This window comes from Bdellovibrio sp. SKB1291214, assembly GCF_002209355.2.
GTDB lineage: Bacteria > Bdellovibrionota > Bdellovibrionia > Bdellovibrionales > Bdellovibrionaceae > Bdellovibrio.
Window position 1 is genome coordinate 1,206,303 of sequence record NZ_CP106855.1, and the last position, 21,392, is coordinate 1,227,694.

A 21,392-nucleotide genomic window follows, 5' to 3' on the forward strand; every position below is an offset into this window, starting at 1 on the left:
TTGTTAGTTCTTTATTAAGCTCCCGTTGAAATTTTATTAACTAACAACGGAATGAGAATAGAGTTTCTAAGCTGAGGGTCATCGCAATAAAAAAACCCACTCTTTTGAGGGAGTGGGTTTGAAAATTGAAAACTTATGTTTCAAGTCGTTCACCAGAGATGAACGATTTCGTTAAAATTAGTGTTTACCTTTTTTAACTTTTTCTTTTTTCGGAGCTGCATCTTCAATTGGCATTTCCATTGGTTCAGTACCTTCATGGTCTTCACCGTTGTTACCTTCAGCATCGATCAAAAGTTTACCGATACCGTTTTTAGCCAAGATCTTATTGCGAAGATCAGTCATATATTCTGGGTGCTCTTTCAAGAAGTTCTTAGCAGCATCGCGGCCTTGACCCATGCGCTCCCCATTGATGGAGAACCATGCGCCAGATTTTTCAACCATGCCCGCAGTCACTGCTAGATCTAGCAAGTCACCTTCTTCAGAAATACCCTCACCGTACATCAAGTCGAATTCAACTTTAGTGAACGGAGGAGCCATTTTATTTTTCACAACTTTAACTGCAGTACGGTTACCAGTTACGTCCTCACCGTTTTTGATCGCGCCAACACGGCGTACATCCAAACGAACAGAAGAGTAGAATTTCAACGCGTTACCACCCGTAGTAGTTTCTGGGTTACCGAACATCACACCGATCTTCATACGAAGTTGGTTGATGAAGATAACAAGCGTGTTTGAACGATTCACAGCTGCTGTCAATTTACGAAGAGCTTGAGACATCAAACGAGCTTGAAGACCTACGTGAGAATCACCCATGTCGCCTTCGATCTCTGCACGAGGAACCAAAGCCGCTACAGAGTCGACAACAAGTACGTCGATCGCGCCAGAGCGAACCAAAGTTTCCACGATTTCAAGAGCTTGCTCACCAGTATCTGGTTGAGAGATCAACATGTCTTCGGTGTTAACACCCAATTTACGAGCATAGTTTACGTCCAAAGCGTGCTCAGCATCTACGAATGCTACCACGCCGCCTTTTTTCTGAGCTTGAGCGATAACAGACAAGCAAAGAGTTGTTTTACCAGAAGATTCAGGTCCGTAGATTTCAATGATACGACCTTTTGGAAGACCGCCGATACCAAGAGCTAAGTCCAAGCTCAATGCACCCGTGCTGATCGCTTCAACGTCTTTAACCAAAGAGTCGTTGGCGCCCAAGCGCATGATTGAACCTTTACCGAATTGCTTTTCAATAGATGAAACAGCCAATTCTAATGCTTTTGCTTTTTCGTTGTTTGCTTTTGCGTCTGACACAGTAGTGTTTGCCATCTGCTAGTCCCTCTCTTTTATGCGATTCTTTCACCGCAAATCATTATTGTTATTTTTTAGCAGCTTGGGGGCTGCCCGTTACTATTTCTTGTCGAGAACTTCACACAGCCAACTTACGGACAAGTCTACAGCCGCTTGCTGGATTGCTTTGCGATCACCCGAAAATAATTCTTTTCGAGATGATTCAAAGTTCGGCCCAGCAATAGCAAAGCATACAGTGCCTACTGGCTTTGTGGGTGTTCCACCACTCGGACCAGCAATACCTGTGACTGCCACAGACCAATCAGTTTTTAGCTGTCGACGCACTCCGTGCGCCATTTGACGAGCGACTGACTCGCTCACCGCACCCTCTTGCATGAGAGTGTCTCGACGGACCCCCAGAAGATCCACCTTCGCCTCGTTAGAGTAAGAAACCACAGAGCCTAAAAAGATGTCGGATATACCTGCTTGCTCTGTCAAAAAAGCCGAAAGTGCACCTCCAGTACAACTTTCCGCAAAACCCACTGTGAGTTTTTGGTCGCGAAGGGATCGAATAAGTTCTTGTAGTTTCTTGTCGCGATTCTCAGTCATTTAACCGACCAAAATTTGCGAACCCAACCAATTGGTGTGGGTGTAAAGAAACTGCATGATCAGACTGACAACTATACCTGCGGCAATGTCATCAATCATCACACCAAGACCTCCTTGGATCTTCTTATCTAAATATCCTATGAATAAAGGCTTAGTAATGTCCAGAACTCTGAACAGCACAAAACCAATTAAAATGGCCCGCCATGTCATCGGCAACCAGATCATCGCAATCAGAAAGCCGACAACTTCATCGATCACAATTTCACTGTGATCATGGCCGCCTTTGTCTTCCTCATATGCCTGCGCAGCAAGAATTCCCAAAACCAATAGAACAACTGCAGCCGCCATATAAATCAGCGGACCTGCCCAATTAAGAAGCAAAACCAGCGGAATAGTTGCAACAGTTGCAACCGTTCCTGGCGCCTTGGGACTTAGCCCCACACCAAAAAATGTCGCCAGCTTTTTCAGGAAATTTCTCATCCCCCAGAGGTACGCCGTACCTATTGGGGATGCAATGCAAAATGCATCGCACCTTTACCCCGCTCCATGGGGGAAATGACATCGCGAGTTAGTTTTATGGATGGTATTAAAATTAGCGATTTTACTTTAGGAGCTGAACCGCTCAATACTGAGAGTCCGCTTTTGATTATATTTTGAAGCGAGGCTCTCTCTCATTACGAAGTGCCACGGAAGACTTGCACTTCGAGAGAGCTTCGCCAATCTAGTCCCCAATTCAGGCCTAAAAATCCCAACGTCTAAATAACTAAAAATAATTGAGGACTTGAGCCGGTACGGAACAAGGAACGAAAACTACTCGCTAAATTCCATGCGAGTGTTGTTGTGAGCAACATAGGGAATCTCGATAATAGCACGGATGCCTTTGCGAGCCATCATAGCTGAAATCACAGCGCGAATACCGCCAATATTTTTGCCCTTAGAACCAATCAACTGACCCAGGCTTTGCGGATGGCAATTTACTTTATAAACTGTTGTACGATCGCCAACAGAATATTCCACGCAAACTTTTTCAGCGTGATCCAACATCTCATGCAGAATTGAATGTAAGATTTTTTTGCCAGTCTCTCTCGCGTCTAATTTCTCTTGCTCAGACATATTTCCTCTCTCCAGTTATATTTTTATGATCACCAACAGCGATCTCCACTCGTTGCCGGTGATATAAATTTATACGGATTACGGTTTATTCGCGCTGGAGATTCGTCTAAATATTTTCAAATGCGAGCGCTGATAAGGACGCAGTACCTAAGGCACATCCTGAGCCCAACTCTCTGGCAGGACTGCTTTGAAATCTTCCTCCCAAAACTCATACTGTGATTTTTCATTTCCAGCTACGCGTTTTTGTTCACGAACACGCAATTCCACGCGGCGAATTTTGCCCGACGTGGTCTTTGGCAAATCCGAGAATTCTATACGACGAATACGTTTGAATGGGGTCAAACGCGATCGTGAGTGATTTAAAATTTGCAAAGCTAGTTCCCGGGTGGGCTCCATACCTTTAGCTAAAAAGATTACAGCCTTCGGGACATTTTGCCTCAAGGCATGCGGACTTGGAATCACCGCAACCTCGCGCACAGCAGGATGCTCTAGCAATACAGTTTCGATCTCCACAGGATTCACGCGGTAGTCAGAACACTTGAATGTGTCATCCGTGCGACCTTGGAAAATATATGCTCCTTGTTCATCGCGAGTAGCGGTATCTCCCGTACGATAATAGGTCGCCGTTGGCGTCTTAGCCAAATCAGAATCGCGATAACCAGACATGATTCCCGCTGGGTTGTTCGCGAGATCAATGCAGATTTCACCTTCCGAATCCACTGCGTTATCACGATTTAATAAAACGACGTTATATCCTGGCAGCGGTCGTCCCATGGTATGTGGATCGATATTCTGTGCCGGAGTATTCCCAATCACAGCCGTCGTTTCAGTTTGTCCATAACCATCTCGGATCGTGACTCCCCAGCTTTCCTTGAATTTTGAAATCAACTCCATTTCAACAGGCTCACCTTCACTAACGGCTTCACGAAGTTTTAGTTTATAACGTGCCAAATCTTCGTTAGCGAGCATGCGCCAAACTGTTGGTGGCGCGCAAACTGACGTGACCCCATATCTTTCCATCGTCTCAAGCATGACCTGCGCATCGAACCTTTCATGTTTGTGAACGAACACTGTGGCTTCAGCATTCCAAGGCGCGAAAAAACTGCCCCAAGCATGCATCGACCAACCTGGTGAAGCCGCATTCAAATGAATATCGCCAGGTCTTAATCCCATCCAATACATCGTCGACAGATGACCTATCGGATAGCTCGCGTGAGTGTGTTCGACAATTTTAGGTTTGGCACTTGCCCCCGGAGTAAAATACATCAACAGCGGGTCAGTTGCTTTGGTATCGCCTTCGGGTGCAAAGTCGGCACTTTCGCGCGTGGCTTCGGAATAGTCCTGCCAACCTTCTGCCTTGCCATTCACTACTAATTTTATGGCCGTTGGCGATTGCACGTCAAAATTACCAGCTTCATGCACTGTCGTAGCGATTAGTTTTACGTCACCCCGAATAAGTCGATCTTGCAACTCATCCAAAGAAATCAATGGACTTGTCGGAATCATTACTGCGCCCAGCTTTACACAAGCCAGCATCAATTCCCACAAGGCAGTCTCATTCCCCATATACAAAAGCACATGGTCACCACGTTTCAGTCCTAGTCTGCGCAGATAATTAGCAACTTGAGAGGAGCGGGCGGAGATATCTGCAAAACTGTATTTTTCTTCTTTGCCGTGCTCTCCAGTGACCCAAAGTGCGAGGTTGTTGTTTCCTTCAGCCATGGGATCAAAATAGTCCAGAGCCCAATTGAAATTCACCAACTCAGGCCATTTAAATTCCCTAGTGGCATACTCATAATCCGCGCGATGAAGAATTAAGAAGTCACGAGCCTTGATAAATTCGTTACTTAATGCCACTGAACACCTCCACATATGCTCTATTAAGGTTATCACTGACGCAGCTCTTCGAGGATTTGTGTTTTTGCAACTTTCTGTGCAAACACAAGACGCCATGATATAAATAATCATGGCAGCATTTCGCGCAATCATCGTCGCTCTATTCTTTGCGGTCTTCATGTACGTCACTCACCAAATGGTGAGATACGCTGACTTATCTGTGGGCCAAACTCTTTTCATCGTCGGTTTTTTGGGAATTTTATTTGGTATTGTGATCTCGATGCCTTTGTTTTTCTGGTCGCGAAGTGAATCTCGCAGCGAACCAAAACCATGGCGCGATCCGTACTTCAGTGCAGCCCATTTTTCCATGGCGTACATCAGCTTTTTGCTGACGTTTATCATCCTTCGCGACATAGCGGGCTTTGTATTGAACTATACCAATCCCGAGTTTGTCGGGGCTCAACTTTACGGAACACAGGCGACAGGAATGTTGTTGGTGATTCCATTGATTCTTTTGCTTTTGGGAACTCTGGTTGTCCGCCTGGGTGTTAAAGTCATTAAAGTCGAGATCCCGTTTAAGAACTTGCCCGAGGGTCTAAATGGTTTGCGACTTCTTCACATCACAGATTTGCACGTGGCACCCGGCTTACCCATTCCATTTGTTCAAAAGCTTGTGGATAAAACGAATAGTTTGAATGCAGATTTAGTGATCTTTACGGGCGATATTCTGGATGACCATGCTGGTCGCCATATCCCAGAATTTGATATTCTAAAAAAGATTCAGTCAAAATTTGGTACGTACTATGTGCCGGGGAATCATGAGTACTATTGGAATATTGAAAGCAGCTTGGCTGCCTTTCGCGGGATTGGGTACCACGTCTTGTTAAATCAGACTGAAACTCTTCAAGTTAACGGCTCCGCGCTGCAAATTTCAGGAATTGCAGACCCAGCCGCTCGTCAATTCGGTCATGAACCTGCCGACCTGGAAAAGCTAGTTTCCCAGCAAAAAGCCGAGGCGTTTAAGATTTTTTTAGCACATCAGCCGGCTATTGCTGATAAGGCTTGCGATAAAGGCTTTGATTTACAGCTTTCCGGCCATACTCATGGCGGTCAGTTCTTTCCTTGGAACTTTTTAATCGTATTCTTTCAGCGTTATCCCAAGGGCCTTTACAGCCTTAAAAACATGCGGCTGTATGTCAATCAGGGTACAGGTTACTGGGGCCCCAGCCTGCGCTTAGGAACCTTCTGCGAACTGACTGAAATTACTCTGAAAAAAGCATGACTTAAATAGGCAGAACCAGATAGATTTTGTTCTGCCTATGTCTGACACCAAAACTGCTGCAAAACGAAAAATCATGGATCTGTTAGCGACCCGTGAACATTCTGAGCAAGAGCTTAGAAGTAAGTTGCACGGCAAGTTTGTGGACGAGGAAGACGGCTTGGAAGCTATTGAGGAAGCTATCTCTTTCGCCAGTGAAAAAAAATGGTTGGGAGATCCCGCAGATCATGCTTCTCGCCTTGCAGAGACGCTTCATCGTCGCAACAAAGGAATTTGTTACATCAATAGCTACCTTGAAGAAAAAGGTCTGCCCGCTGTTGAGACCGATTCGGCGTTGGAACTTGAAAAGGCCATGGCGATTGTCATGAATAAATTTGAAGAAAATTATAAATTTTCTCGAGAAGACAAAGCACGCGTGGGACGCTTGCTGGCTTCGCGAGGATTTGATTCCGAGACCGTGAGAAAGGTTATTTATGAAAAGCTCTGAGATCAGAAATGCTTTTATCCAATACTTTGAAAAGAATGGGCACAAACATGTCGCTTCTTCTTCTTTGATTCCAGAGAACGATCCGACTTTGCTTTTTGCGAATGCCGGAATGAACCAATTTAAAAATACTTTCTTGGGTCTAGAGAAACGCGATTACTCTCGCGCAGTGACTTCACAAAAATGTGTCCGCGCTGGTGGTAAGCACAATGACTTGGAAAATGTAGGGTTCACAGCTCGTCACCATACATTCTTTGAAATGTTGGGTAACTTTTCCTTCGGTGATTATTTTAAGAAAGACGCTATCCATTTTGCATGGGAATTCCTAACTAAGACTTTGGCAATTCCTAAGGAAAAGCTTTACGTCACAGTTCATCTTTCTGACGATGAAGCCGCGGATATCTGGCACACTCAAGAAGGCATTCCAAAAGATCGCATCTTCCGCTTCGACAAAGATAACTTCTGGAAAATGGGTGACACAGGTCCTTGCGGTCCATGTACAGAAATTTTCTATGATCACGGTCCTCATGCTGGAACTATTGCTGATCCATACGAAGGCATCAAAGCTGGGGAAGATCGCTTCGTTGAAATCTGGAACTTGGTATTCATGCAATACTTTGAAAATCCTCCAGGAACTCTGACTCCACTTCCAAAACCATCCGTGGATACAGGTGGCGGTCTTGAGCGTATGACTGCAGCAATGCAGGGCAAGTTTAATAACTACGATACAGACTTGTTTCAACCGATGATTGAACTGGCTTGTAAGATCGGTGGCGTAAAATATGTCACTGATAAAAAAGTATTAGCTGCAGATGCAAAGGCTGCAGAGACAACGTCAGCTCTTCGCGTTTTAGCTGACCACTGCCGCTCGACTTCTTTCTTGATTGCTGATGGTGCTTTACCATCAAACGAAGGCCGTGGTTACGTCCTTCGTCGTATCATGAGACGTGCAATCCGTTACGGACGTAAGCTGTCTGCAGATAAATCTTTCTTGCCGGGCATGGCAGAAGCTTTGATCGACACCATGGGTTCTGTCTATCCAGAACTAGTGACTCGTCGTGATCATATCCTTAATACAATCCGAGACGAAGAAGATCGTTTCTTGGCAACATTAGATAAAGGTACCGAAATCCTGACTGCAGAGCTTGCTAAAACAAAATCTGCAGGCATCAAGGAGCTTTCCGGCGAAGTTGTCTTCCGTATGTACGACACTTACGGTTTCCCTGCAGACCTTACTCGCGTTATCGCGAATGAAAACGGCATCGAAGTAAACGAAGAAGCTTTCGAAAAAGAGATGGAAGCGAATCGCGCAAAATCCAAGGCATCATGGAAAGGCAAATCCATGGGAGCTGATGAAGCTCACATGATCAAGTTTGCAAAGGACTATTTGCAAGCCGGTAAATCTGTGACGTTCTTGGGTTACGAGGGCACTATCGCTGACGGTACTGTAATGGCTCTTTCAAATGGCCAAGCTGTGGTGAACGAACTTAAAACAGGCGATACAGGTCTTATCATCCTGGATGCAACAGCATTCTATGGTGAGGGTGGAGGTCAGGCTGGTGACGTTGGTTACATCATGCAAGACACAAATCGTGCGCGCGTGGTGAACACGACTAAAATTGACGATATCATTCTTCACCACGTTGAAGTCGAACACGGTTCCTTCAAAAATGGCGCAAAAGTCATTACTGGCGTTGATCCGGTTGAACGAAGAAACACGGCGAGCAACCACTCAGCGACTCACTTGTTGCACGCAGCTCTTCGCAAAGTATTAGGGGTCCACGTAACTCAAGCGGGGTCATTGGTTGATGCCGATAAAACTCGTTTCGACTTCACCCACAATAAACCAGTTAGTTCTGAAGAAATCCGTAAGATCGAAGAACTGGTGAACGAACAAATCGCCCGCGGTCTTGAAGTGAAAACTGAATTGATGCCACACAAGCAAGCGATCGAAAAAGGCGCTATGGCGCTTTTCGGTGAAAAATATGCCAACGATGTTCGCGTCTTAACGATGGGTGATTTCTCGGCAGAACTTTGCGGCGGTACACACGTTAAGAACACGGCGAACATTCGCTTGTTCAAAATCGTTTCTGAATCCGGCGTAAGCTCGGGCGTACGCCGCGTGGAAGCGATCACTGGTGATTCTGCAGTAAAATACGCAATGAGCTCTATCCAGCACTTGGACGAAGCTCTGGCGGCAGCTGGTTTGCAAAAATCTGCTCATTACTTGAAGCATCTTGAAGTGACTGGTGAAAAAGCGACTCTTGCAAACCGCGTAGAGACGATCAAAGACCAAATCAAAAACCTTGAAAAAGAAATCAAAAAACTTCAAGGCGGACAAGTCAACGTAGATGACCTTGCAAGCAAAGCGATGTCGTTCAAATCTAAATCTGGCGTTGCTGCGAAACTTGTTCTGGCTGACGTTCCGATGGATGACCGTGAAGTCTTGGCGAAGGTAACTGACGACCTTAAAAACAAAATCCAGTCAGGAATTGTTGTTGTTGTAGGTCAAGGCGAAGGCTCGAACCCAATCATCGTCTCTGTTTCTAAAGATCTCACTGGCGACCATAAAGCCGGAGATGTTCTTAAAGAGGTGGCAGCGATCATGGGTGGCAAAGGCGGCGGTCGCCCGGACTTTGCTCAGGGTGCAGCCCCAGATCGCTCAAAAATCAACGACGCCTTCACCAAAGTACGCAGCACCCTAGGACTTTAAAAGGTACGTCCTTACCTTAAAACGTAGGGCCTTACTTAGATAAGCTATCGAAATAAAAAAGGCCGGTGTATTAACACGGGCCTTTTTTATTAAAGGCAAGGTCAAGGTAAGTAACTACCTTTCCAGGTAAGGACGTACCTTATTCGCAAGCAAGAGATTTGAAGTTCTTTTGAATGTAAGCTACGAGACCACGGAATGATTGTGCTGCTTGATCGCCGCAGATGTCTTTAAAACCTCTGCCACAGGAATCGTTGCTCTCGCCTAGATTCATTTTTTGATCGCCTATACCAAGAACTGCGTAAGCTGGAGTGTACACCTGACCGCATTGAGCGCCGGAATCCACCGCGTTTTTTGGGCCACAGATATTGCCAACTTTCAAATAACTTTGAAGCTCTGCAATTTCAGAAGCTGGCAAACAATATTCGTCGATGATTTGTTCGTTCGCACCTAAATAAACGATGCGACCCGATTGAGGATCGATGGAGAGTGAACCCATCGTCAGCGGAATATCTAATGAGGAAATGACGACTGAACTGTCAGCTTCAGAGCCCGTACCGACGGAAGGAGTTACTAGGTGTGCATTTGTACTTGCTAATTCAGACGATGACAAATTCGCCTGACTGCAGTTCTGAAATCCCAAAATGAGACAGCCGGCAAGTATCAGCACCCAACCCTTATTCATCATAATCCCCCGTTTGTTTCTCTTCGGTAAGGCTTGTAAGAAACTTGACCTTGGTACGGTGAAATTCCTTGTGTTCTCACAGTGAGCCCTCGCAGTTGGCGTCAGATCCTCTATATTGCGCAATGCATTTGCATTGCTAGACCAAAGACCGTGAAATAGCCTCGATCCAGTCACAACAGAATTTTAAACAACTAAGGAGACATCTATGAAAAAACTTATCGTAGCGGCACTTGTTCTTGCTGGTTCTACAGCTTTCGCTGATTCAACTGTTTTGAAATGCGCAGCACCTTCTAAAGGTAAAGCAGCAACTATCACTGTAACTTTGGGTGATGATACATCTGTTGATTTCCTTACTATGGAAATCACTGAAAAAACTGGTTCTTCAACTTTCTTTGCTCAATTGGATAAAGGCACTGTTGCTGGCCAAATGAAACAAGGTTACTTGCAAATGTTGGCATTGACTGAAAAGTCTGCGCAAACTGATGACGGCGTTATCAAAAACACTGGCTTCTTCGGCGTAAGCGCTGACAACAAAGGTGCTGGTTTCTCTGGCTTCATGGCTGCAAACGGCAACATCTACCCACTTTCTTGCACTAAGTAATTAGCTATTAGGTAACAGTTCCCTTTTTGTAGGGCACTGCGCCCATAGGGCTGCAATGCAGTACAAAAAGGGAACTGTTACCTAAAAAAAGGCCCCTGCCTAAGCAGGAGCCTTCATCAAATCAGGAAACGAAAACTGATTCGATTAGAAATCTAGACGAAGATTTGCGTATGTAGTTTCGATCTTACGATCAGAATCCGCTGTCGCACCAATATTTAAATCTGTGTAGTCATATGCTTGACTCATGTAACCAACACGCAACGCCAAATTCTCTGTGAATTTTTTAGTCACGTATAAGTGATATGCGTTACCCGGAGTACCGTAGAAGTTCGTCAAGTCATCAGCTGCCGTTGCGAAATAAAAAGAGTTCTTTTCGCCGTGTGCCCATTCTGCACCCAAAATCCAAGTGCCTAGACGGTAACGAGCAGACAACAGCGTGTTGGCTCCTGTGATGTCTTCACTTGCGCCAGTAGAGTTACCAAAACCACCAAGAGCGCCGAAAGATCCGCTAGTTGCCAATGAAGTCATCAAGTAACTTGCTGACAAATCGAAGTTCGATCCACCAATGCTGTTGAACTCCGTCGCCAAAGTCCATTGTTGAATTTTGATGTTAAGAGAGGAGTTACCAGCAGGAATAGCTGCCGCTCCAGGGATATAAATATCGCTCGTTTGCAGGTACTGCAACACTGCCCCAAAGTTTCCAACCCAACCCCAGTTGTTTGCACTGTAGTCAACTTGAACTGAACCCATCGGTGCCTGAGTTGGAACGTTTGCTCCAGCCTCCGATGTTGGTGGATTGAAAATCCCGCCGGCACCGGCCGTGCCAAAGTTAATATTCGTCAGCGGAGTATAGATCAAACGCAATGCCAACTTGTTATCTTGAGGCATATAATCATCAAGCTTGTAGCTTAAGCTCATACCGTCGAAATACGAGTTGTATGCCAACAGTGGATACGTACCCATACGCGCACGGCCATCCAAGTAGTTGTAAGGCTGTCCACCTGTCGTCGGCAAACGTCCAACGGAGAAAGTAAAGTTCGTATCTGGAACTGTTAGGTCCATATACGCTTTCTCCAATACCATACCACTGTTTGCGTAGGCGTTTGGTGCACCTAGATCGCCGGTGCTTGTTGACCCTTGAGTACCCTCTACGTAGCTCACATTATAGAATTTTGACGCCGTCATTCTGGAATAGAATTTAATATTTTTTGAAACATTTGCGTCTGCATTAAATTGAAACTTCAAACGCATGTAATTCAAATCTTTATTATCAAATGCCGGATTAGCCACAGAGCTCGGTTTAGTCTGTTTCGCAGTGATGATGTCATCATAGCGAGTCATGAACGTACCAGAGAAGTTAAAGATATTCAGAGATTGATTTGCTTCCAACTCTGCCACGCGCTCTTCAAGAGTCGCGGCGTTTACAGTTGGAACCATCAACATACCTGCGATGAATGCTGCCGAAATTTTTTTGAAATTGTTTTTCATGATGTTTTTATTCCTTAGAAGATTATTGACCAACAACTGCGCCAGAGTTTTCTTTTAGACATGGAACTTTGCAACCATCCACATCGACTTTGTCGCCCGGTACGCAAGACAAGAAAAGATTTTTTACTTGTCTCAGAGCTTCATCATTTGCCAGGTCTTTGCTGCACGCTTTTTTAACCGCAGCTTGAACTTGCTCGACTTTTCCTTCTGCCATCGCTTGATGACCTGAAAGAAACAATACTAGTCCTAGAGTCGACACGACCCATTTCGCCATACATCCTCCAATTAGGTGTTCGAAATAAAGCGTGAAACTTTTCTCATAATTTGGTGTTCTTGACAGTGTTTGACGAAGGTCAAGGATTGGAGCTGGACTTTGGTATGAGACACCTCTGACTTTCATCCGTAAAATCGTTTCGTTTACGAGACCAACGTAGGGGAATGTGAGTTTACAACACGCTAATGTGTTCAAAATTCGGTTAAGTAAATCATTTAATACTCCGATTTATCAGAGTGGCTAAGCCGCTAAGGAGTTCAGCGTGTTCAAGAAAATCGGCATCGGAAAATCACTTTTGTTGTACGTGTTTGCATCTGCATCTTTTGTACTACTCGTAGGATGTGCTTTCTTTTATACAAGCCAACAAGCAATCAGCGCGCTTGGAAAAGCAAGTGAGTTCGGCATCTCATCGCTTTCGATCCAAAACAAACTAATTAAATCGATGGCATTAGTTCATTCGAATATTCTGCCGATTGCTTCTGATAACGACAAAGATTCCCGCGACATCCGCGTGGAGCTTGTGGGCGGATTTATCAAAGAACTTAAAACTCTGCGCGAAAAATGCGGCGATAATTGTAAGACGATTGATGAAGACGTTGCTAAATACGAAGCAACCTGGAAAGACATTCAGAGCTCCCTTGCAAAAAATGATGTTCAAAGTTCTGCAAATAAAATCATGAACAACCTAAACCCTATCGCTGAAAAGATTTTCGATAAACTGGACAAAGCCGCCACCGACGTCGATAAGCGCACAGCCGAAATGCTTGAGACGGCCGAAAAAGACAGCATGAACAAAAAGAAACTTCTTTTAGGCATGATTTGTACGTTAGTAGTTTCCGTTGTTGGATTAGGTTTCTTGTTCCAAAACCGCTTGGTGAGCGCATTAAACCAAGTTGTCGAACGAGTTCATCACTCGGTTGTTGAAACGACTTCGAAATCTCAAAGCATTTCCGAATCTAACGTTAAGCTCTCCCATTCCTCCACGACTCAGGCAGCCTCTATTGAAGAAACTGTAGCTTCCATCGAGGAAATGTCCAGTATGATTCAAAGAAATGCCGAGGGTGCGCAAACAGCAGCAGAACTTTCTACAGAAAGCACAAAAGCTGCTACTGAAGGCGGTCGCGAGATCGAACGTCTGATCACGTATATGAAAGAGATCTATTCAGGATCTAAAAAAATTGAAGAGATCATTTCAGTTATCGACGACATTGCTTTCCAAACAAATCTGTTGGCATTGAACGCAGCCGTTGAAGCTGCTCGCGCAGGCGAACAAGGCAAAGGCTTTGCGGTTGTAGCTGACGCAGTAAGAACACTAGCGCAACGTTCTGCCAATTCAGCGAAAGAAATCAGCGGTCTTATTAAAGAGAGCGTTCAACAAGCTGAGCGAGGCACTAAAACCGCTGACCAGTCTGGCGCCGCTTTAACTAAAATAATTTCTTCGATTGAGAAGGTGTCCGCATTGAATAGTGAAATCTCTGATGCTTGCCAACAGCAAGCTTTGGGTATTAAACAACTGAGCCAAGCAATGAGTGAAATCGACAAGACCACACAAACAAACGCTGCAGTGGCGGAAGACCTATCACAATCTTCGAGTGTCCTGATGGGCGAAGCTGAGTCTCTAAGTGCGGCAACAGATGAACTCAACTTGATGCTAAGAGGACAGAAAAAAGCTGGCTGGGAGAACAAAAAATCCGCAGCATAGTTCTGTAATCCTTGTATGTGGCTCCGGTTTGATCTTTAATTTCTAGGTCAACATCGGAGCCCAAATGAAATCGCTTTCTAAATCGAATCTCTTGCTAGCCGCTGTTTTCTTAGCCGCTGGCTGCAAAAGCTCCTCACTTCAGAAGGAGCTGAATTCCATGTCTACAAATCAACAACAAGATCCGTATTTGTGGCTTGAAGACGTTGAAGGCACAAAACCGTTGGAATTCGCTAAGAGTGAAAATGCACTGACGGTGACCCATTTTAAGAGCAATCCACTTTTCAAAACCATCGAAGCTGAGAATCGTAAAATCTTCTTTGCGAAAGACCGTGTTCCCGGTGTGACTTTGGTCAATGGAGAGCTTTTCAACTTTTGGCAAGATGAAAAGCACGTTCGCGGTCTATGGCGAAAAACTTCAATCGAAAGCTATCAAAGCCCAAATCCAAAATGGGAAGTCATATTGGATTTAGACAACCTCGCAAAATCCGAAAATGAAAATTGGGTTTGGAAAGGATCTTCTTTCCGCAGACCGAAATATGATCGCGCTTTGGTTTACCTTTCCCGAGGTGGGAAAGATGCCTCGGTCGTGCGCGAATTCGATATGACAACAAAGTCTTTCGTTAAAGACGGCTTCATCATTCCCGAAGCCAAAACAAATGCTTCTTGGAAAGATGACGATACGATTTTTGTGGGGACCGACTGGGGCCCAGGGTCTTTAACAACGTCCGGGTATCCTCGCATCGTAAAAAAATGGAAGCGTGGAACCTCCCTATCCTCAGCCGAAACCTTATTCGAAGCTAATACAACGGATATGTCTGCCTACTCGTACACGTTGTACGACGATAACAAACCGTTCTATTTCCGCTCTATCCGCAAAGGATTCTATGCATCGAAAGTTTGGTTTGATGACTCGTCCGGAAAATCAATTTTAATTCCTAAACCTGACGATGCGGACCTCTACTCTCTTTTCAAAGGGCAATTACTCATCGAGCTTCGCTCTGCCTTCAAAGGCTTCAAAGCAGGCAGCTTGGTCGCTTTACCACTTAACAGCCTTGAAAAAGGCGAAGCAGCCCTTGATCAACTTCATTTGGTATTTGCGCCGACAGAGAAACGCTTTCTTCAGGGTGGCAGTCAAACCAGAAACCATCTGATTTTAGATATATCTGACAACGTTCTTAGCCGAATGGAAAAACTAACCTTCACTCCACCAAACATTTGGAAATCAGAACCGATTCCTTTGGGAGTAAACGGAATGGCATCTTGCTATGATGCTGATCCCTACTCTGATAAGTATCTTGCCACATACACGGATTTCTTGACTCCAACGTCGACCTACATAGGCGATGCAACGGATCCAAAAAATCAGTTTAAAATGTTGAAGCAAGCCTCTAAACGTTTCGATGCTTCAAACTTAACAACATCACGCTTTGAAGCCATCAGCAAAGACGGAACCAAGATTCCCTACTTTGTCGTTCACAAAAAAGACATCAAGCTTGATGGCAAAAATCCAACTTTGCAGTATGGGTACGGTGGATTCCAAGTATCGATGACACCAAGTTATCTGGGAGCTTTGGGAAAAACGTGGGTTGAAAAGGGTGGAGTTTACGTACTGACAAATCTTCGCGGTGGCGGAGAATTCGGTCCTGAATGGCATCATGCTGTGATCAAAGAAAATCGCTATAAGGTGTACGAAGACAACATCGCAATCTCTGAAGATTTAATTGCTCGCGGGATAACCTCCCCTGAACACTTAGCGATTTCCGGAGGCTCTAATGGCGGCCTGCTTGTCGGCGCGACTGTGACTTTACGTCCTGATTTATACAAGGCTGCGATCATTGGCGTCCCTCTGTTAGACATGCTTCGCTATCACAAGCTATTGGCAGGTGCGAGTTGGATGGACGAATACGGAAATCCAGATGACCCAGAAATGCGTGAAGCGATTCTAAAATATTCGCCTTATCAAAAACTAAGTCCCGCAGCGAAGTATCCAGAAGTGCTTGTGATGACGAGTACAAAAGATGACCGGGTTCATCCAGGTCACGCCCGTAAATTTGTGGCTCGCATGAAGGAACAAAAACATCCAGTATACTATTATGAAAATATAGAAGGCGGCCACGCCGGGAATGCGAACATCGAACAGAGCATTCTGTGGGAGTCTTTAAAGATTACGTACCTTTGGGAAAAACTAAAGAACTAGAAATAATAATTAAAGGCTGGGCGATCCCCGGCCTTGCGATCCACCTGAAACACACATGTTGTCGTCTGATAATTCATCTGCACAGACACGCTGTAAAGCCCAGACAGCTCCATACCGACTGTACGGTCCGTGATTTCCACCAGATCCATATTTCCAAGTTGCCCCATATATTCAATACGTACACGAGTCGCTCCTGGAGTATTTTCTGCCACGATCGGTGAGCCATGCTCGTGAGTGACACGGACAATTTTATCGTAAGCATCGTTTCTGATTTGCGCTTTGATTACCAAAACTTTTCCAAGTCTGCCACTTGCACCGAATAAGCTAAAGTAAGCTTCCTGAACATTGATAATTGAACAATCGCCTGCAAGCGCAACGATTCCGGTGCTGGTATCATTCACGAACCCAGCAAAAACGGGAAGACTACAAAATGTAACAATGGAAAATACGAACGAACGGATAGTTAACTTCATGGATCCCTCAGTGGAAAAAGGGACATTACCATTAATCAAGAAAACGCCCCAATTACGGGCCTTTCATTACCTATAAATAAACATTGGATCCCACAGGTTCCACGTCTGTCTGAACCAAAAAAAAAGGGAGCCAATGGCTCCCTTTCTTGTTCTGGTCCAGATTCGGACACTCCAAATTTTAACGTTTAGAGTATTGGAATCTACGACGAGCGCCGGATTTACCGTATTTTTTACGCTCAACCATACGAGGGTCACGAGTAACAAATCCAGCTTTCTTAAGAGTTCCTTTGAACTCTGGGTTGAAAGCGATCAATGCACGAGTGATACCCAAGCGGATCGCACCAGCTTGTCCAGACTCACCACCACCTGCAACAGTGATGTTAGCGTCGAACTTACCGATTTGGTTCAAAAGATCCAAAGGTTGAACGATAACCATGCGAGATTGCATACGGCTAAGGTAGTCTTCAGATTTTTTACCGTTGATAGTGATAGTGCCTTTACCAGGCTTCAAGAAAACACGTGCTGATGACGTTTTTCTTCTTCCAGTAGCATAAAAGAATTTTTCAGTTGCTGCCATTTTCTATCCTCTCCAATTACTTCTTAGTTGGAAGTGTTAGAAGTTCTGGTTTTTGAGCAGCGTGTGGGTGCTCAGCGCCAGTGTAAGTTTTCATCTTCATGATGATATGACGAGATAGCTTGTTTGTTGGAAGCATACCGCGAACAGCTTCGTGAATGATGAAAGTTGAATCTTTCTCTTTCGCTTGAGCTGCTGTCATTTCTTTCATTGAACCGAAGAAACGAGAGTGACGGTAGTAAGTTTTGTCATCCCATTTAGTTCCAGAAAGCTCCATCTTGTCCGTGTTGATCACGATAACGAAGTCACCAGTGTCTACGTTCGGAGTGTAGATAGCTTTGTTTTTACCACGAAGAATAGTAGCGATGTGAGTAGCAACACGACCAACTTTTTGGTCAGCGGCATCAACGATCCACCATTTTCTTTCAACTTCTTCTGCTTTTGCATTGAAAGTTTTCATTTGAGAGTCTCCAGTTTTCTTTTTGAATACCCGGGTTTACCGTCCGGACATTCGGCAAATATGATGTTTGAGTTTAACAACGGGCTCTTACACTATGTTTGCGGGAAGGGATGTTTTAAAGTTCTAGGCACCCATTGTCAAGGTCCTTGGGATAATAAACCTTCATAAGGTACAGGCCCTCAGCGGGAGCTGGCGGACCGGCTTTTTTGCGGTCCTTGGCTTCGATGATTTCCTTCATATATCCAGGACTTAGGTCCTTTTTCTCGAGCATCAAAGAGGTCCCCACAATATTGCGGACCATCTGTTTGAGGAACCCACTGCCGGTCACCGTGAACTGCAAAACCCCGGGTCTGCGCCATTCCCAGTCAGCTTTATAGATCTCGCGGATAGTGTCTTTGACCGGGGTTCCGACCGATTGAAAGCTCTTAAAATCTTGATTTCCCAAGAGAAATTTAGAACTTGCCTGAAGGTGCTCGATATCGATGGGCATTCTTTCCCACGCTGCATAACGGGCCAGATGGGCGCTTTGACGGGGCTTATTCAACAATAGATAGCGGTAAGTTTTATGGGTCGCCGATAACGTGGAATGAAACTCCTCGGGAGCAATCCACGCCTTTTTCACCACTATCCCTGGAGGCAGCTGCGAATTTATCGCCCAACAGATATCCCATTTTTTAGCCGGGTCGATCTTACGGCTCGTGGAGAAGTGACAAACCTGATTGAGGGCATGCACGCCCGCATCAGTTCTGCCTGATGCAAACAGCGTGATCTTTTCATTAAAGATTTTTTCCAAAGCCTTCTCGATAACCTGGGCCACAGAAACCTGATCCTCGGGCTTCTGTTTTTGCCAGCCACAGTAACCTGTGCCGTCGTATGCCACTGTGAATTTAACTTTGGTTGTTTGCATAGCGCGAAGGTGTAGCACACAAAAAGGTGCCTGGCACCTTTTGCTTCACCCACAGTGTCGAGAGAGGCAGATTTTTCAGGGAAAACATAACTAACGCGAGACTGACGTGCAATTGGCAAGTCGAAACTCGCCCGTCAGCTTACGGTTTTTCACCGGCTAACGGTTAGTAGTCTAGAGTAAGTCCCGCTGAGATAACGTTTGAGGAGAAGTCGACGTCTTCGCTGAAGGATTTTAGGTAGCGGTATTCTAGGCTGACCCACAGATTTGTTACACCGTATTCGGAGCGAAGTGTGAAGGCTGTGTCGCGATCGATTGCACCCACGTTGATGAGTAAACCGCCGCCCCCGTATGCTGCGGGAGTTCCCACCGCATTAGTGGATTTACCGTCGTCACGATATTCGATTACAGGAATATAGGAGCCGCCGCCAATTACGTAGGGAGCTAAAATTTGACGATCCATATATTGGAATCGATAAGCAAAACCTACGTTCAAAGGAATCGCCGCAAAAGTGTACTCTTCTTTTGATGCTTCCCCGGCTGTCGGGTCACTTCCGGATGGTCCTGATTCAGCGAAACGTCCATTTCCGTTAGCGAGCATAATGTTGATGCCTGCTTGGATCTTGAAATTCTGGGACATTTTAAAGGGCTGCCAATCGTAATCAAACATCAGCACTGGAACTTGATCGCTATACATTTTAGCAAAGCTTGTTTCGTCTTCAGAATAAATCTTAGGCGCATCAATGGAGCCGATACGGAAACCACCAGTTGTTTTAACTTCACCTTTGTCTTTCGTTTTATAAACGTAAGTGCCGTCTTTTTCGATACGAATCAAACCAACAGCTGCTTGAGGGTGATGGATGTAACGAACTCCACCCGCTGCTGATTTTGCAACCACGTCGTCACTGTAAACTGGAGCTGCAGCTTTCACTGGAACTGGCGGCTCTTCTTCCAAAGGCATTTCGCTTGCGGGAATTTCATTGGATGGAGCGGCGATAACGGGTGGTTCTTCTTCCAACAAAAGATCTTCAGATTGCGATCCTGCTTCCGGTACATCTTTATTTAAATCAACTGTGCTATTCGCAGGTGGAGGTGCCACGGGCTCTCCTCCACTTTGCAGAATTTCATTTTCGATACTTGCAGCATCGTCAGTTTCCGAAGTTAGAGGATCTGCTTGTGCTGGAGTCGCCTGATTTAACGGAGTCGCCGGAAGATCAAATTCTTCTTCTTCAACGAAAGGGGGCTCCTTAGGAGCAGAGTCTTTCGTTTGGGCGTTTGCCGTGTGAAACATTGTGACTGCAAGTAATGCAACCAAGACTAACCAAAGTGATTTCACAGTTCACCCCGAACATTTTGCCCCAAGATCAGGCGTCTGTACAATCCCCACAATGTCAATGCACCAAATGCCACGATCGCAAGCGCATACCAGAATCCAATTGCCACACTCATGCGCGCAAAAAATAAAAGCGGCCACAAAGCACCGCGCACCAAAACTTTCGCGGTTTCACTTTGTGAGATCAATGCTGCGTATTTTGGACTGTATTTGTAATATGTCTTTACGAAAGTTTTGCCCCATGAATAAGGCAGCAAGTATTCATTACGGAATTCGCGGAAGCTCTGAACTTCAGGTGCCATGTCACTGCCGAAGGCTGCCGTTGCGATAAAGCAGTGTTTATCATCCAAAAGACCTACAACTTTTTCTGGAGTTGTACATTGAGTCGCTGGGTCTACCGCACCAGAAGCCGCTCCCGTTGGGGTAAAAAAGTAAATGTTCCCTGTCAAATCGCGATTACCCATAATGAAGCAATAGGTTGTCCCATTGGATAATCCCGTAATACGTTCATCGACGGTCGGCGGAGAAACCGTATTATTGATGTTCATTTCAAAAGACGGAGACTTATTAGTGATTCTAGCAACTGTCGCGGCATCGTTTGCATCAGCAGGAATTTGAGGTTCGTAAAAAAACATCAAACTTTTATAATCCACGCCTGCAGAGCTTGTTGGATAGCTGTCAGAAATACCTAAGTTATCCGCATAAACTTTAGAATCACCGGGGAAAGCCGTAAAATGACAAAAACCCGAGCCCGCCGCCGGGGTTTCATTTTCCGTAGGACAATCAATGTAAGTCAAATCAGCAGAATCTGCGACGGATGTTACAATATGAAAAGTAAATGTTCCAGCCGCAGATCCACTGGAAGAACCAGCCGCCGTGATGACCAAGTCAGCTGTTACATTTTGATCGCATGCTGTGCTGCCATTGCTGGATTTTGCGCAGATATCCGACCACAGGAATTTCAGCGTGACCGTTCCACTCCCCAAAGTGATCGTGGGGTATATATTATTGGAATCTAATTTTGCAGTGACATCAGAAGTATTTGCAATTGTCGACGATGTGTTCAACACAATCGTCAAATATAAGGATGGATAAACAGCGTTCTTGTTACATACCGCCATTCCTGTCCCGCCTTGGCAAGTATCACAAGTGCTGTTGCTATCCGTACCTGAAGGACAGGTTCCCGCAAAGCCACCATAAATGACGGGTTTAGTGGGAGTTGTCGTCGTATCAATATTCGAAACGCCACCGACCGAATTATATGTCAGTGTCGCCATCGCGAGGGATGAAATCAAAAATGTTGAAATGAATGCGGAAAGCTTCAACAGACGCATATATCTATCGAACCACTCGACGAGCCGTTAGTCAAAATAACCAGCCCATCCAGAC

General features: G+C 45.2%; 20 protein-coding genes. 6 read left to right on the forward strand and 14 right to left on the reverse strand.

Features of this window, described 5'->3' with window-relative positions; genetic code table 11:
- Positions 1–177: 177 nt before the first annotated feature.
- From recA to B9G69_RS06020, 5 genes are all read right to left on the reverse strand, one after another.
- Positions 178–1,320, reverse strand: a complete 1,143-nt coding sequence (recA, locus tag B9G69_RS06000) for a recombinase RecA (RefSeq protein ID WP_088615594.1) — start codon at positions 1,318–1,320, stop codon at positions 178–180.
- Between the two features lie 81 nt (positions 1,321–1,401).
- Positions 1,402–1,890 carry a CinA family protein gene (locus B9G69_RS06005; protein WP_088615595.1) on the reverse strand — a complete coding sequence of 163 codons (489 nt, stop codon included), beginning with the start codon at positions 1,888–1,890 and terminating at the stop codon, positions 1,402–1,404.
- The gene (locus B9G69_RS06010; protein ID WP_088615596.1) at positions 1,891–2,370 is read right to left on the reverse strand and encodes a phosphatidylglycerophosphatase A; all 480 of its coding nucleotides are present in this window, start codon (positions 2,368–2,370) and stop codon (positions 1,891–1,893) included.
- Positions 2,371–2,700: 330 nt separating this feature from the next.
- A complete protein-coding gene (locus tag B9G69_RS06015; protein ID WP_088615597.1) occupies positions 2,701–3,003 on the reverse strand; it encodes a KH domain-containing protein in 303 nt (100 codons plus the stop codon).
- A 147-nt stretch (positions 3,004–3,150) separates the two neighbouring features.
- Positions 3,151–4,860 (reverse strand): AMP-binding protein, encoded by a 1,710-nt coding sequence (locus tag B9G69_RS06020; protein WP_254916880.1) that lies wholly within the window; start codon positions 4,858–4,860, stop codon positions 3,151–3,153.
- A gap of 109 nt (positions 4,861–4,969) precedes the next feature.
- Between B9G69_RS06020 and B9G69_RS06025 the strand changes: the two genes are divergently transcribed.
- Genes B9G69_RS06025 through alaS form a run of 3 tightly spaced genes read left to right on the forward strand, consistent with a single transcriptional unit; the run spans position 4,970 to position 9,315 of the window.
- Positions 4,970–6,121, forward strand: coding sequence for a metallophosphoesterase (locus B9G69_RS06025; protein ID WP_088615598.1), 1,152 nt, complete (start codon positions 4,970–4,972; stop codon positions 6,119–6,121).
- 37 nt (positions 6,122–6,158) lie between these two features.
- Positions 6,159–6,605 carry a regulatory protein RecX gene (locus B9G69_RS06030; protein WP_254916881.1) on the forward strand — a complete coding sequence of 149 codons (447 nt, stop codon included), beginning with the start codon at positions 6,159–6,161 and terminating at the stop codon, positions 6,603–6,605.
- On the forward strand, positions 6,592–9,315 hold the full coding sequence (gene alaS / locus B9G69_RS06035) for an alanine--tRNA ligase (protein WP_265438006.1): 2,724 nt from the start codon (positions 6,592–6,594) through the stop codon (positions 9,313–9,315). The genes B9G69_RS06030 and alaS overlap by 14 nt, the downstream gene beginning before the upstream one ends.
- A 139-nt stretch (positions 9,316–9,454) precedes the next feature.
- On the opposite strand, the gene B9G69_RS06040 is transcribed toward alaS, so the two are convergent.
- Positions 9,455–10,000 (reverse strand): hypothetical protein, encoded by a 546-nt coding sequence (locus B9G69_RS06040; protein WP_141096930.1) that lies wholly within the window; start codon positions 9,998–10,000, stop codon positions 9,455–9,457.
- Positions 10,001–10,202: 202 nt separating this feature from the next.
- Between B9G69_RS06040 and B9G69_RS06045 the strand changes: the two genes are divergently transcribed.
- Positions 10,203–10,598 (forward strand): hypothetical protein, encoded by a 396-nt coding sequence (locus B9G69_RS06045; protein WP_088615601.1) that lies wholly within the window; start codon positions 10,203–10,205, stop codon positions 10,596–10,598.
- Positions 10,599–10,742: 144 nt separating this feature from the next.
- Here the strand turns inward: B9G69_RS06045 and B9G69_RS06050 are convergent, their stop codons facing one another.
- A complete protein-coding gene (locus tag B9G69_RS06050) occupies positions 10,743–12,086 on the reverse strand; it encodes a DUF3373 family protein (protein ID WP_088615602.1) in 1,344 nt (447 codons plus the stop codon).
- Between the two features lie 22 nt (positions 12,087–12,108).
- On the reverse strand, positions 12,109–12,360 hold the full coding sequence (locus B9G69_RS06055) for a hypothetical protein (protein ID WP_088615603.1): 252 nt from the start codon (positions 12,358–12,360) through the stop codon (positions 12,109–12,111).
- A 262-nt stretch (positions 12,361–12,622) separates the two neighbouring features.
- On the opposite strand from B9G69_RS06055, the gene B9G69_RS06060 reads away from it, so the two are divergent.
- Together B9G69_RS06060 and B9G69_RS06065 are read left to right on the forward strand one after the other, a co-directional pair.
- Positions 12,623–14,062: a methyl-accepting chemotaxis protein gene (locus B9G69_RS06060; RefSeq protein WP_254916882.1), complete on the forward strand. Its 1,440-nt coding sequence runs from the start codon at positions 12,623–12,625 to the stop codon at positions 14,060–14,062.
- Positions 14,063–14,126: 64 nt separating this feature from the next.
- Entirely contained in the window at positions 14,127–16,259 is a 2,133-nt protein-coding gene (locus B9G69_RS06065; RefSeq protein WP_254916883.1) for a prolyl oligopeptidase family serine peptidase, read from the forward strand.
- Here the strand turns inward: B9G69_RS06065 and B9G69_RS06070 are convergent.
- The 6 genes from B9G69_RS06070 to B9G69_RS06095 form a co-directional block, all read right to left on the reverse strand.
- Positions 16,256–16,732 carry a hypothetical protein gene (locus tag B9G69_RS06070; protein WP_088615604.1) on the reverse strand — a complete coding sequence of 159 codons (477 nt, stop codon included), beginning with the start codon at positions 16,730–16,732 and terminating at the stop codon, positions 16,256–16,258. The genes B9G69_RS06065 and B9G69_RS06070 overlap by 4 nt on opposite strands.
- A gap of 178 nt (positions 16,733–16,910) precedes the next feature.
- Positions 16,911–17,309 (reverse strand): 30S ribosomal protein S9, encoded by a 399-nt coding sequence (gene rpsI, locus B9G69_RS06075; protein ID WP_088615605.1) that lies wholly within the window; start codon positions 17,307–17,309, stop codon positions 16,911–16,913.
- 16 nt (positions 17,310–17,325) lie between these two features.
- Positions 17,326–17,766: a 50S ribosomal protein L13 gene (rplM, locus tag B9G69_RS06080; protein ID WP_088615606.1), complete on the reverse strand. Its 441-nt coding sequence runs from the start codon at positions 17,764–17,766 to the stop codon at positions 17,326–17,328.
- 115 nt (positions 17,767–17,881) lie between these two features.
- The gene (gene truA, locus B9G69_RS06085) at positions 17,882–18,673 is read right to left on the reverse strand and encodes a tRNA pseudouridine(38-40) synthase TruA (protein WP_088615607.1); all 792 of its coding nucleotides are present in this window, start codon (positions 18,671–18,673) and stop codon (positions 17,882–17,884) included.
- 163 nt (positions 18,674–18,836) lie between these two features.
- Positions 18,837–20,006 carry an autotransporter outer membrane beta-barrel domain-containing protein gene (locus tag B9G69_RS06090; protein WP_088615608.1) on the reverse strand — a complete coding sequence of 390 codons (1,170 nt, stop codon included), beginning with the start codon at positions 20,004–20,006 and terminating at the stop codon, positions 18,837–18,839.
- The gene (locus tag B9G69_RS06095; protein ID WP_217897696.1) at positions 20,003–21,280 is read right to left on the reverse strand and encodes a CFI-box-CTERM domain-containing protein; all 1,278 of its coding nucleotides are present in this window, start codon (positions 21,278–21,280) and stop codon (positions 20,003–20,005) included. The genes B9G69_RS06090 and B9G69_RS06095 overlap by 4 nt, the downstream gene beginning before the upstream one ends.
- Positions 21,281–21,392: the final 112 nt, after the last annotated feature.